The sequence below is a fragment of the Vibrio sp. FF266 genome (assembly GCF_041439695.1).
Classification (GTDB): Bacteria; Pseudomonadota; Gammaproteobacteria; order Enterobacterales; family Vibrionaceae; genus Vibrio; species Vibrio tasmaniensis_A.
Window position 1 is genome coordinate 161,850 of record NZ_JBGOOO010000001.1, and the last position, 12,634, is coordinate 174,483.

The 12,634-nt window shown below is 43.1% G+C and carries 14 protein-coding genes; 7 read left to right on the forward strand and 7 right to left on the reverse strand.

All coding sequences use genetic code 11. The features are described from left to right. Nucleotides 1-391: 391 nt before the first annotated feature. A complete protein-coding gene (locus tag ACED59_RS00735; protein WP_009845738.1) occupies nt 392-853 on the reverse strand; it encodes a TetR/AcrR family transcriptional regulator in 462 nt (153 codons plus the stop codon). Between the two features lie 529 nt (nt 854-1,382). On the opposite strand from ACED59_RS00735, the gene ACED59_RS00740 reads away from it, so the two are divergent. Beyond that, complete coding sequence (locus ACED59_RS00740) at nt 1,383-1,682, forward strand: YfcZ/YiiS family protein (RefSeq protein WP_009845739.1); 300 nt, start codon at nt 1,383-1,385, stop codon at nt 1,680-1,682. 36 nt (nt 1,683-1,718) lie between these two features. Here the strand turns inward: ACED59_RS00740 and ACED59_RS00745 are convergent, their stop codons facing one another. Beyond that, nucleotides 1,719-2,039, reverse strand: coding sequence for a YnjH family protein (locus tag ACED59_RS00745; RefSeq protein WP_371704852.1), 321 nt, complete (start codon nt 2,037-2,039; stop codon nt 1,719-1,721). Nucleotides 2,040-2,140: 101 nt separating this feature from the next. On the opposite strand from ACED59_RS00745, the gene ACED59_RS00750 reads away from it, so the two are divergent. Continuing rightward, nucleotides 2,141-2,740 carry a hypothetical protein gene (locus ACED59_RS00750; protein ID WP_012600255.1) on the forward strand — a complete coding sequence of 200 codons (600 nt, stop codon included), beginning with the start codon at nt 2,141-2,143 and terminating at the stop codon, nt 2,738-2,740. A gap of 145 nt (nt 2,741-2,885) precedes the next feature. Here the strand turns inward: ACED59_RS00750 and ACED59_RS00755 are convergent, their stop codons facing one another. Beyond that, entirely contained in the window at nt 2,886-3,992 is a 1,107-nt protein-coding gene (locus tag ACED59_RS00755) for a 1-acyl-sn-glycerol-3-phosphate acyltransferase (RefSeq protein WP_029223825.1), read from the reverse strand. 175 nt (nt 3,993-4,167) lie between these two features. Between ACED59_RS00755 and ACED59_RS00760 the strand changes: the two genes are divergently transcribed. Further along, on the forward strand, nt 4,168-4,794 hold the full coding sequence (locus ACED59_RS00760) for a hypothetical protein (protein WP_017097078.1): 627 nt from the start codon (nt 4,168-4,170) through the stop codon (nt 4,792-4,794). Between the two features lie 122 nt (nt 4,795-4,916). Here ACED59_RS00760 and ACED59_RS00765 read toward each other — a convergent pair whose 3' ends face one another. Together ACED59_RS00765 and ACED59_RS00770 are read right to left on the reverse strand one after the other, a co-directional pair. Beyond that, nucleotides 4,917-5,414, reverse strand: a complete 498-nt coding sequence (locus tag ACED59_RS00765; protein ID WP_017097079.1) for a hypothetical protein — start codon at nt 5,412-5,414, stop codon at nt 4,917-4,919. A 22-nt stretch (nt 5,415-5,436) separates the two neighbouring features. Continuing rightward, on the reverse strand, nt 5,437-5,958 hold the full coding sequence (locus ACED59_RS00770; RefSeq protein WP_017097080.1) for a nicotinate-nicotinamide nucleotide adenylyltransferase: 522 nt from the start codon (nt 5,956-5,958) through the stop codon (nt 5,437-5,439). Nucleotides 5,959-6,067: 109 nt separating this feature from the next. Between ACED59_RS00770 and nadE the strand changes: the two genes are divergently transcribed. Continuing rightward, nucleotides 6,068-6,898 carry an ammonia-dependent NAD(+) synthetase gene (gene nadE, locus ACED59_RS00775; RefSeq protein ID WP_017097081.1) on the forward strand — a complete coding sequence of 277 codons (831 nt, stop codon included), beginning with the start codon at nt 6,068-6,070 and terminating at the stop codon, nt 6,896-6,898. Between the two features lie 107 nt (nt 6,899-7,005). Here the strand turns inward: nadE and ACED59_RS00780 are convergent, their stop codons facing one another. Continuing rightward, a complete protein-coding gene (locus ACED59_RS00780; protein ID WP_017097082.1) occupies nt 7,006-8,877 on the reverse strand; it encodes a hybrid-cluster NAD(P)-dependent oxidoreductase in 1,872 nt (623 codons plus the stop codon). Nucleotides 8,878-9,095: 218 nt separating this feature from the next. Here ACED59_RS00780 and ACED59_RS00785 point away from each other — a divergent pair, with 218 nt between their 5' ends. Both ACED59_RS00785 and pyrC read left to right on the forward strand, forming a co-directional pair. Continuing rightward, nucleotides 9,096-9,254, forward strand: a complete 159-nt coding sequence (locus ACED59_RS00785; protein ID WP_008215717.1) for a YqaE/Pmp3 family membrane protein — start codon at nt 9,096-9,098, stop codon at nt 9,252-9,254. Between the two features lie 192 nt (nt 9,255-9,446). After that, complete coding sequence (pyrC, locus tag ACED59_RS00790) at nt 9,447-10,475, forward strand: dihydroorotase (protein ID WP_012600249.1); 1,029 nt, start codon at nt 9,447-9,449, stop codon at nt 10,473-10,475. 115 nt (nt 10,476-10,590) lie between these two features. Here pyrC and ACED59_RS00795 read toward each other — a convergent pair whose 3' ends face one another. Beyond that, complete coding sequence (locus ACED59_RS00795) at nt 10,591-11,496, reverse strand: DUF808 domain-containing protein (protein ID WP_017097083.1); 906 nt, start codon at nt 11,494-11,496, stop codon at nt 10,591-10,593. A 175-nt stretch (nt 11,497-11,671) separates the two neighbouring features. Between ACED59_RS00795 and ACED59_RS00800 the strand changes: the two genes are divergently transcribed. Then, complete coding sequence (locus ACED59_RS00800) at nt 11,672-12,598, forward strand: M14 family metallocarboxypeptidase (protein ID WP_017097084.1); 927 nt, start codon at nt 11,672-11,674, stop codon at nt 12,596-12,598. The last annotated feature ends 36 nt before the right edge of the window (nt 12,599-12,634 follow it).

Consider the following 12,634-nt stretch of genomic DNA (forward strand, 5'->3'; position numbering starts at 1 on the left):
TCGATTAAGAACAGGTTCGTTTTGAGTATTCGCTTTCTCTAACAACCACACCATTCACCGCCTCGATTTCTTCGAGGCTTTTTATTGTCTCACAGTCCCTCTCTCGCCTTAAAATCAATTTTGTTAGTTACCATGGCAATACCCCTTAAAACGGCTCACCTTGAACGTTTGAGGCTCTAGAAATAAACACCATCAGTTAATGTTAGTAAGCTTTTAGTTACTCAGTAAAATGCAGGCGAAACCCTAAATATCTAAAAAGAAAAGAAATAACTTTATTCAGCACAAAGACAAGATAACGACAACGGTGTGAGAGCTAGAGGAAAAAAGAAAGAAAAGTGAAACTACAGGTACAAAAAAAGCCCCCTCAGGAGCTTCTTTCATTGCGTGTTGATTATTGGCTCATATGAATCAATGACTTACCAATCAACCACTCTAGTTCTTTACCACTAGCATCACCAAACTGAGTTTCAGTTAGCTTGTACAAGCGGTCGATACCGTTTGCCGCAAACTCATGTGCATTCTCGGCAGTAACGATATGATGGAAAAGTAAACGTAAGATCGCTAGGAACTCAGCATCTTCAAGTGCTGCAACCCAGCTAGCCGAAAATGCATCAAGGCCATTTTCAAAGTCAATGTGTTCCATAAACATCTTGAAAATACGACCGTCTAGAGCAGCAGTAAAATCCGTTTTCTTTGGAAAGTGATGACTTATACCTGTACGAGAAACGCCTGTTTGTTGACTCAACGTCGTGTATGACATTTTGTCGTAACCCAATCTCAATAACTGGTCTACAACGGCATCCATGATCTTCTGGATCGTGATTTCTGTATCTTCTTTACTACGCTTTGGCATATTCAGGTTCTTCTCTTTGTAAATCCATCTAACTCAACCGAATGAAGTCAGAATGAAAATCGTTATCAGCATTATGTGAGCAAGGTATTTTTTCGCAAGTATTTCCATTAAATACCCACAAATACTTTGTACGAACAATTTTACAGTGTTGCCTCTTTGGGCACTTTGTTTAATTATTCTTCGAAAATCACCTTACAATCCTAAGTCGATAAGTTTAAATAACTACTTAGAATATGAAATACCCAACGAAAAATTCATTGTATAAATAACTGTCAAGCGATAGATACTCTTATAAAATCAATCCTGGCGCAACTAAGTGAATGATATTCTGACAAATAAATAACGTACCTCTTCAGGAAAACGTGATATTAATCACATACATATTTATCGTCGCGAATATACATATTCATTAAATATCCCATCAAACAGCATAGCATACTAGTAAAAATTAGTTCAAAGATTTTGATTTTTGTAGATACAGTTCAAATTGCTCGCTAGAATAACCGCAGACTTTGTAAGAGGATTATTTATGAGCCAAGATATTGGTAACAATGATGTATGTGAGGCTTGCGGCTGCGCAGGTGAAATCGGGTTTATCATTAAAGAAGGCGACGATGTTGCCGAAGTAACGGTTTACGGTAACTCTAAAGCACTCATTGAAACTGAGTTTGCTAAGTACGTTGAGCTTGCTAAACAAGTGTCTAGCAACGTTGAGTTTGAAGCATCAGAACTGACAGAAGAAAGCACAGAATTAAATGCTCGCTTTAAGTTTGAAGTCAGCGCTGAGAAGATTATTTTCGAACTTAAGACTCGCTCTCTAGCACGTTAATATAAGCACCAACACTCATATCAATGAAAGACGAGTTTATTTCTCGTCTTTTTTTATAATCTCAATCCAGCCTAGAGCACCATTGGTCTCAAAATCATTTTCGGCAGCACATCGAATCAACACTCCTGAAACTTCAACGACCGCACCTAGGCTATAGGCCTTATCATCATAATAACAAACTCGTTGCTGTGAACCACTCTGAGTGACGACGACTGCAGCCTTAGCGGGCGTTGATATTATTTTATTAGCATTCGCTGATGCTGATGCTGATGCTGATGCTGAACAAAATACAGAAGTTACAATCACAAAGCCTTTTAGAATTTGACGCTTTATTTCAATCACAGATTCGCCTTTCATTGTGTTCTATTCTTTTTTACCGACCAACAAATGAGTAAAACACTATGCGAGAATAATTTTTTCATTATAGTGTTAACGTCTATCGTAATAAGAAGCTTGTTATGCTCCGAATAATCGTACTTATTATTGGTTCTTTAACCATAACAAATGTGACTGCAGAACCACTCGATCAGTATCAAATATTGAACCATCTGGATAATTACGGAAACTTATATTTACGAAATAAGCCCTATACATCACTACCGACAGGATTGGTCGTCGATGGCAATTTAAATATAGAAAAAACCGCAATCACTCGCCTTCCCAAAGGGTTGGAAGTTAAGGGAAGCCTTAAAGGCGGTAACAGTCTACTAGCCCGAGTTCCATCGGGCGTAAAAATAAAAGGCTACGCCGACTTGATAGGAAGTAAGATTACCCGTTGGCCAAAAGGTGTGAGAGTGGGTGGATTCATCAACCTCACAGATACCCCCCTAATACGGCTTCCCAACGGCTTTAGAGTAAAAGGAGACCTAAGCGTGATCCGTACTCCTTTAACCGAGCTACCAAACGGGATAGTGGTTGATGGCGATTTATATATTGGCGGATCTGCAATTACAGAATTTCCCGATACCATGACGGTCAAAGGCAATATCTACCTAGGTGGTAACACGATTACCACGTGGCCGACCCAATTAGATCTTGGTGGTGCTGTTGCTCGCTAACCTGCCGTTCGATTCATTGATTGATTGATTGATTGATTGATTGACGGTAATAGCAGTACTTAGAAAAAGACACCTATACCGCTATAAAAAAGGAGCCTTAGGCTCCTTTTTCAATTCAATCAACGAACTTGTTTGCTAACGCTCGTTAACCAATATTCTTCACTGGGTTCGCATAGCTATCGATCAAGTACTGACGAGCACCTTGTGGCAAACTCGATAGTTTATCTTCAAACTCTTGCTTCACCGCAGCTGTAATCGACTCGTCTTCTTTTTCTGCAGCCAGTAAGTTCACAGGAAATAGTTTGTAGTTATCATGGATCTGGCGGTCAATCTCTTGAGCAAGTGCTTCAGGCGTATCGAAATCTTGGTCAATAACCTGACCAAAACCAACATGAACACGCCCTTTATTACCGATGATGCCTTGAATGATACTTTCGATATCTTCAAACTCACCCTTTTCGTAACTGCCGTTTACGTCTTTTTCAAAAAGCTCTATTGCTTTCGCGGTGTCACATGGATCGTTTTCGTATGAAATAGCCACAGGAACGATCTTCAATGATTTCACGTACTCAGGAAATACGATTTTTTGCTTACGCCCTTCAACATGGAACATCTTCAGAATTGCTGGCTCTGTGAAGTCATTGCCGTCTTTTGCACGACCTTCTTTCTGAGCGATCCAAATAGAGTTACCTGTTTCTAGAGAGTGCTTAATGTACGAAGACAATTGTCCAAGCGCTTTCATCATTTCACGTGGCCCTTTTAGAGAACGCTTTACGATGAAGCTTTTGTTCAGACGCATCAATTCAGTCGCACATGGCTTCTTTAGTAGGTTATCACCAATGGCAATACGGCAAGTTTGATGATTTTTCAGATGCAAAGCGTAATTAACTAACGCTGGATCCATAGCAATGTCACGATGGTTTGATACAAACAGGTACGCTTGGTTCGCATCCAGTGACTCTAAACCCGTGTATGTCACCCCTTTGGTGGTTTTAGCGAGCGTATCGCGTAAGTACTTTTTCACTTCGATCTGAATGGATTCAACGCTAGTCAGCTTGCTCCATTTCATTTTCAAGTACACTCGCAAGATCGGGCTCATTAGCGCTTTGAACCAAGACGCATGGTTTGAAAAACGATAGTGCAAGATCGCACTGATAAATTCTTCATCATTAATAAGACGGTTTAGTGCCGCTGGAATTTCATCATCGCCGTAAGGACGAATATCAACATATGGATCGGTTGGAGAGGTCATTTTTTCATTCATATAATAAAAAGCTGGCTCATTCTACGCGTTGTTTTGACTTATCGCAGCTACAGAGCCCATACTTTTGACAAGGTCAGACCAGAAACATCGAAAATGCCCTGTTATTATTGGCATTCTTTAAGATTAACGGTAATCTTGACGCCCCAAGACTAAGGTACTATCTATGAACTTCGCTATTGAATATACATCGGCTTACTTTTCACACCTGGTGATTACACCACGCAAAAAAGTACTTAAGCATAGCCTTGTATCGGTTCAAAGTGGTTTGGTTTTGATTAAGCTGGGCAAACAAGAGTATGCCGTCGAGCCAGGTCAGAGCGTCTGGGTTCCATATGACTGCCTAACATCACTGACCTACTTTCCAAACACACAGGTCAATCGTGTCGACTTTTCTGTGCGCTTGACGGATTCATTCCCAAGACAAGCGGGATACGTCACGCAAACGAACCTCTCTTCTGCGTTGCTAGAAAAGCTAGAAGTTACTAAGTCTCGTAGTCTAAAAACGAATAATACTGAGCAAGCGTTTAAAGATATGCTTTCTGTATTGAAGCAAGAAGTGTTGTCGTTTAAACCACTGCTTTGTGAAAGTGCTCTGTCTCAGCGATTCAATCAATGGAATGTTGATGATTCGAACTTACCGCAAGAGCACACATTGGTGATGGTAATGCGCGAGGCGAAGAAACGCATGCAATCAGGTCAGAAACGTACTCTTGTGATTGATGACCTGTTCTCAGGTAAAGAAGAAGAGTTCGAGCAACTGTGCATGCTCGTGTTTGGTGAAGATTTATAGCTTGGCGGTAAGTGAGAGCTGGTATTAAAACTAGCAAGCCAAATACTAAAAAGCCGCAAAAACTCAGTTTTCGCGGCTTTTTTAATTCTTAGCACTTAGACAGAAAAGAATGAACTACCTGTCTAGAATGGCAGCTCAACCTGCATCATTAAGTCTGCATCACTAGAGTCATGCCAACGGTAATCAAAACGCATACGCGGCTGCCCTTCAACTTTACCACCAAAACCGATGCTCAGCTGAAGACCATGGTTCATCAACCACTCTTCTGTCGACATATTATACTGTTCATCTTCCAGCTCTTCTGGAAACCACATACCGAGACCAACATAGTTAGACTCAAGGCTCTGAGTTAACAAAGGCGCATCTTTGCTTTGAATAACCCAATCAGACCAATAGTCTGGCTTTGATTCAGATTCAGGTTCACCTTCATTTAACCCACTGAGCTCAATCATACGTTGACCGAAAGATTCAAGGCTAGTAGAGAAATCCAAGCAGCTATTTTCGTCATCAGAAGTCAGCATTACCGAATCTAGGCTAAAAAAATCACACTCAGCATATGCAGGTAAACTGCATGCTGCAATGATCATCGTCGCTGGTATCGCGCGCTTTAGCATAGTCATCAGACCTCTTGAGTGAGTGAATCTACATTATTGTATACAGTCCACTATCTTGCAATATCTTTGTAACTGACTTTGTACTCAGTTTTGCCACATCGCTTCCACTTATCAGCGCATTGCGGATATCAGTACTACGAATTTTCACTTTTTCAGGGCAAGCCATTACAGACCACTGCTCAGTAATCTCATCTGATTTATAAAAAGATGAGAACTTAAAGAAGTTGTCAGGACCTATAACGAACGTGAGTTCCGCATCACGATGTAACTTCTGAAGTGCGCTGAGCACCGCATAAGTCGTTACGCTTTCACCTGGAGTAAATAGGCTCTTTTCGACCAAAGAAAGCTCCACTTGATCCAATGAAAGATCGCTAATAAATGCGTTAACTAACTGACATCTCGTATCAAAGTCTAGCATCTCTTTTCCCCAAGCATGGGCAATACTTGGAACGAGCAGGATTTTGTCAAAGTGAGCCAATGAATCAATCACACTTTTATGCCCTAAACTCGGTGGATTAAACGCACTACCGAAAATGGCTATTTTTTCCATTACTTATTACTGCCTTCTCTTTCTAAGCTTGTGCAAAGAGGTTTTTAAATCGGATGATTTAGGTATGATAACACTAGATTTTTAATTTGCTTGTAGGAAAGGAATACGAATGGAACAGTTAATTCGTGACGAAATGCGCGTACTACCTTCAATTGACCCTCACTTCGAAGTGACTCGTCGTGTGGAGTTTATCAAAACGAAACTTCAACAGTCAGGATGCAAATCACTGATCCTTGGTATCAGTGGTGGTGTCGACTCAACAACCTGTGGCCGCTTGGCACAGATGGCCGTTGATAGCCTAAATGAAAGCGCTGGTAGCGACGAGTACCAATTCATCGCGGTTCGTCTACCTTACGGTGAACAAAAAGATGAAGACGAAGCACAGCTTGCTCTCTCTTTCATTCAGCCTTCTCAATCTGTTTCTGTCAACATTAAAGCGGGTGTTGATGGGCTTCACGCTGCATCTCACGTTGCTCTTGAAGGCACAGGTCTACTACCAACAGATTCAGCAAAAATCGACTTTGTGAAAGGCAACGTGAAAGCTCGTGCTCGCATGATCGCACAATACGAGATTGCTGGTTACGTTGGCGGTCTTGTGATTGGTACTGACCACTCAGCGGAAAACATCACTGGTTTCTACACTAAGCACGGTGACGGCGCATGTGATTTAGCACCACTATTTGGTTTGAACAAACGCCAAGTTCGTGAGCTTGCAGCAACGTTGCGCGCTCCAGAGCAACTTGTTAAGAAAGTACCCACTGCTGATCTAGAAGAGCTTGATCCACAGAAAGCCGATGAAGCAGCATTGAACCTTTCTTACGATCAGATCGATGATTTCCTTGAAGGCAAAGCCGTTTCTCAAGACGTATCCGATCGCTTAGTTGGCATCTACAAAGCAACACAGCACAAGCGTCAACCAATCCCAACGATCTACGATTAATTTTTGAATTAGCTCAGAATCAAAAAGGCCGGAAGCTCATTTACGAACTTCCGGCTTTTTCTATTTAGTGTTTTTTAATGCGTTTTTCTTAATGATCTAACGAGTCGTTAATCGACAACTTCGATATCGGTTTGAGGCACGCTACAACACGCCAAGATCTGCCCCATATTACGTTCATGATCTTGCAATGCAGGGACATCCGGTTGATGAACTTGTCCGGACTCAAGCGTCACTTTACACGCTCCACAGAAACCCGCACGACAACTTGAAGCAATAGATACCCCCGCGTACTCTGCTTGCTCTAGCAAGGTTGATTGATTATTACCTTCGAACAGGTAGCCGTTCACACTTAACTGCAGTTGCTTCACCGCTTCCTCGGTCGATTGAGCCACACCAAACGCTTCTTGATGGTAATGCTGAGGGTTGAGCCCCATTTGAATCAGCAGTTTCTTTGCATTATCCATAAAGCCGTCAGGGCCACACACGAACGCTTGGCGCTTGTGTAACTCTTCAATTTTAGCGATATGCGACACGCTCAAACGGCCAGATAAACCATCCCACTCTTTGGTTGGTTGGCTTAATGAATAAATAACACGAAGACCCGCGTGCTCACTGGCGATCTTATCAATCTCAGCTTGGTAAGGGATGTCTTCTTCGCTGCTGCATTGATGATAGAAAACCACATCATCAATTTGGCCATGATCGGCCAAATAACGAAGCATCGACAACATTGGCGTAATGCCGCTGCCTGCAGACAAAAGCAGTAACGGGTGAGTTGGATTCGCTTCTAAATAGAACGCACCATCTGGATTTTGAGCAACCAAAGTATCACCCACTTGGAAGTGATCATTTAACCAGTTAGAGATTTGACCATCGTCTATTCGCTTCACGGAAATCGCCAAACGACCCGCACGTGATGGGCTGGAAGATAGCGTGTAACGACGAGACACCTTCTCGCCATTAATCACCATCTCAATCGGCAGATGTTGCCCAGGCTGATAACTTGGTAGTGAGTGGTTCTCTTTGGCAGGCTCTAACCAAAAGGTCGTAAAGTCACGAGCGATCTCTTCACGCTCAACACACGTTAAACGTAACGACTCAACCCAAGTGTCTTCATAGTGTTCTTTCTCTTTGGTTTCGAGTACTTCAACCACATCACCCGCTTTAACCAAACCTTCATTTTTAGCCACAAGATTCTGACCAAAGAAAACGCCACCACGCTCGTTAGCTCTGAATGTACAGAAGGTATTAAGAGGCTCTTTTGTTGCTCTAAATTCGCCACGCTCAACATCAACTGTCGTTAGGATACAACGCTCACAAGGCTTCACCGCTTCGAACTCAACCTCACCGATACGGATACGCTTCCAACCATCTTCAGCAAAGGCTTCTGTATTCGAAACAACGAAGTTGGTGCGGAACTGATCCATCGAATGAACTTCAGGGCTGCGGCGATTAAGCTCATCTAGAGAGGCTTGGCTGATCACTAACATTGGATAGCCGTCAGCGAAACTGACGTTCTGACCGAGTTTTTCACGAACACGATTCGATTGCTCACCAGAAAACAGTAGCTCAACACGAACTCCGAGCACATCACTGAACCAATCATCGGCTTCATCATTGGTGGTGTAAGCAGTAAAACTGTCTTTCCAAACCGTTGCTGGTGCTTCTTGCATCTTGAAATTTACATACTTTAGACGCAGGGGATCTTTGCCTTCGTAAGTAAAAATCAAACCGTCTGGCTGCAAGCTTGAAGACACCTTGACCATTTTCGGGTACTTACGCGCTGTAACCATTGAGCCGTCAGCCAGTGCCAACATAAAGCGTCTATCGAAGGTAAGGCCCTGTTTTTCGACCCAAGCAGAAGAGAGTGCGATCCCGCCCACTGATTTAACCGGAAACACATTAATTTGAGATAAGGAGGGCTGTTGACCTGAAAGCTCTTGCTCCAAAGCCTTTTGATCCAAAGGTGACTGCGACATAACGATTCCAATGTTTTGTTGTTTGTCTCAATGCTAACAAATGGTTATAAATAGATAAACTGGCAGGCATTAAACACTTGATACTAAGCTAATATCTTGAGATGTTTAAATCACTGCCTTGTATACATTAAGACAGCAATGCATTAACACTCTCTATACGTTCTATAATATGAACACGGTTATCGCATTGAACTTTCATTGAATAAAAAGGATTTATCATGAACAAACTCGTCATTATCATTTTATGTGTATTGCTTCCGCCCGTTGGTGTGTTCTTCGCTCGCGGTGCAGGTAAAGATTTGCTGATTAACATCGTCCTGACCTTCTTCTTCTGGGTTCCAGGAATGATCCATGGTCTGTGGGTAGCCACCCGCTAACCCTTATTAACAAATAGATACCGAATAAAATATCCATAAAAACAAGCTCCTAACCCTGAAGAGTTAAAAATAGGATGAAATGAAAGTGCTTTTCCACTATCATCCTGTCGCCTAAACGTAAGCGATTGCTTTCACAGATTTCGCTGAGTTTAGGCTCCAACTACATAACACTTCAAATGGTGGGAGCCTTCAATGACACAACTTACGATTACTCGTCCTGACGACTGGCACGTTCATCTACGCGATGGCGAAGTATTAAAAGATACAGTCCGCGATATCAGCCGCTACAATGGTCGAGCGTTAATCATGCCAAACACCATCCCACCGGTAACCGATACCGAAATGGCTCTTGCTTACCGTGAACGCATCATGGCAGAGCAGCCAAGTGAACAGTTCCAGCCTCTAATGGCACTTTACCTAACAGACAACACAACACCTGATGAAATTCGCAAAGCGAAAGAATCTGGCGCTGTTGTAGCGGCGAAGCTATACCCTGCTGGCGCAACGACAAACTCGGATTCAGGTGTAACTTCAGCTCAAAAGATCTACCACGTACTAGAAGCGATGCAAGAAGTGGGTATGTTGCTGCTTGTACACGGTGAAGTAACGGCTCACGATGTTGATATCTTTGACCGTGAAAAAGAGTTCCTAGACACGGTTCTAGCACCGATTGTTAACGACTTCCCTAACCTGAAGATCGTTCTAGAGCACATCACGACTGCAGATGCAGCGACTTTCGTTAAGAACGCTAACGAGAACGTAGCGGCAACCATCACAGCTCACCACTTGCTTTACAACCGTAACCACATGCTGGTTGGCGGCATTAAGCCACATTTCTACTGCCTACCTATCCTTAAGCGCAACACACACCAGTTAGCACTTATCGAAGCGGCAACAAGCGGTAGCAAGAAGTTCTTCTTGGGTACCGATTCTGCGCCACACGCGAAAGGCGCTAAAGAGTCAGCATGTGGTTGTGCAGGTTCTTACACAGCACACGCTGCGGTTGAACTGTACGCTGAAGTATTCGATTTAGAAGGCAAGATTGAGAACTTGGAAGCGTTTGCAAGCCACAATGGTCCGGATTTCTACGGCATGCCACGTAATGCAGACACAATCACGCTCGTTAAAGAAGAGTGGAATGTTGCTGAAACCATGCCTTTCGGTTCAGACATCGTTGTGCCAATCCGTGGCGGCGAGACGATTGCTTGGGCTGTAAAATAAGCGCTTGGGCTGTTAAGTAAACGCCTCCATTTAACGAAAAAGGGTCACCATAATAATTATGGTGACCCTTTTTTGTTTCGATGAAAGACTGTCTTATTATAAAAATAATGAACGATTACTTACCGCGTATTTTTCCAATCGCAGTCCAAACAACAACGACAATCAATCCAGCTAAAACCCCAATCACACCATTTAATAGCGTCGGTACCACCGCTGTCGCAATCGTATGTCCACTAAAATCCATAATAATCGGTTCAATTAAATGATGAATCGCAGGAACGTTGTGCACCACAATACCGCCACCAACCAAGAACATCGCAGCTGTACCGACCACAGCAAGCATCTTCATCAGCTTTGGTGCAAAGGCGACTAACCCATCACCCAAACGGGTTTTAATGGTACTGCCATTCGACGTGCGCTGGAGATAGAAACCTAAATCATCCAGCTTAACGATCCCTGCCACTAAGCCATAAACACCAATCGTCATCACAACGGCTATCAAACTCACGACAAGAATCTGAGTAAGGATACTTGTACCCGTTACGGTACCTAGCGCAATCACAATGATTTCCGCAGATAATATGAAGTCGGTACGAATCGCGCCTGAGACCTTTCTCTTCTCATATTCCTCTATGGATTCGCCAGTACTCGTATCCTCTTCCTTCTCGTCATGTTGATGAGTATGAGGAAAGAGCTTCTCTAAGATTTTCTCCGCCCCTTCAAAACAAAGAAACAGACCACCAATCACGAGAAGTGGCATGATCAACCAAGGGATGAACGCACTGATCAATAATGCCGCCGGAACCAAAATCAACTTATTTTTAAATGAGCCTTTTGCGACCGCCCATACCACTGGGATTTCTCTTTCAGCAGAAACACCTGATACCTGCTGAGCGTTAAGGGCTAAATCGTCACCCAAGACGCCTGCGGTTTTTTTAGCTGCCACCTTAGACATCAGTGCGACATCATCCAACACGGTTGCAATGTCATCTAGCAGTGTTAATAAACTTGCTCCAGCCATTTTATTGTCTCTTTTTAAAGGATTGAACCATCGATGAAATGTAACATCATCAATTCACTCATCAAAGTTATGAGTCTGTAAAAAATAAAGTCACAAGTTGTGTTTTCTATTGCTGTCTCTGTTAGACAGGAATAATCTGTCTCAATCTTTCACGAACATAAAAGAAAAAGTATAGATGAAAAGTGAATCTACCTACCCAATTGGTAAGCCAGGACAAAAGTGGCAACAAGCAGAACGTCAAGCATGGTTAGCTCAAAGAACGGTTAAGCGTGAATACCAACAAGAAGTTGTGCCAAAGATTAAAGCACTTGCAGACCGTTTTGATATCGAACAATACGGTGCACTGAGCTACGACGAAGCTCGCTTCCCACTTTTCGCAATTAAGAGCAAAAACTGGGACGATTCAAAGCCGACCATTCTCGTTACAGGTGGCGTTCACGGTTACGAAACCAGTGGTGTGCATGGCGCTATCAAATTTGCAGCGACCCAAGCAGAGAAATACACAGTGCACTTCAACATTGTAGTAGCACCTTGTGTAAGCCCTTGGGGTTACGAGGTGATCAACCGCTGGAACCCAAATGCTGTTGATCCAAACCGCTCTTTCTATGACGGTACACCAGCAGAAGAATCAGCAAACCTACGAGCTTTAGTGGCCTCTTTGCCAGAAGTATTGGTTCACGTTGACCTGCATGAGACGACAGACTCTGATGAAACTGAATTCCGACCAGCACTCGCGGCTCGTGATGGTATTAAGTACATCGAAGGTATGATTCCAGATGGTTTCTACACGGTTGGCGATACTGAAAACCCGCAACCAGAATTCCAAGCGGCAGTAATTGCTTCAGTAGAAAAAGTAACGCACATTGCGCCTGCGGATGACGAAGGCAAGATCATTGGTTCAGACGTCACTCAACACGGTGTGATCAACTACCCAATGAAGAAGCTTGGCTTATGTGGCGGCGTGACCGACTGTAAGTACGGAACAACCACAGAGGTTTACCCAGACAGCGACAAAGTGACTGACGAAGAGTGTAATGACGCTCAAGTTGCAGCGGTAGTCGGTGCTTTGGATTACGTAATTCAACATGAATTGAACGCGTAAGCTATTAGCTAATAGCTGCTCCCTAAAACTAAACAG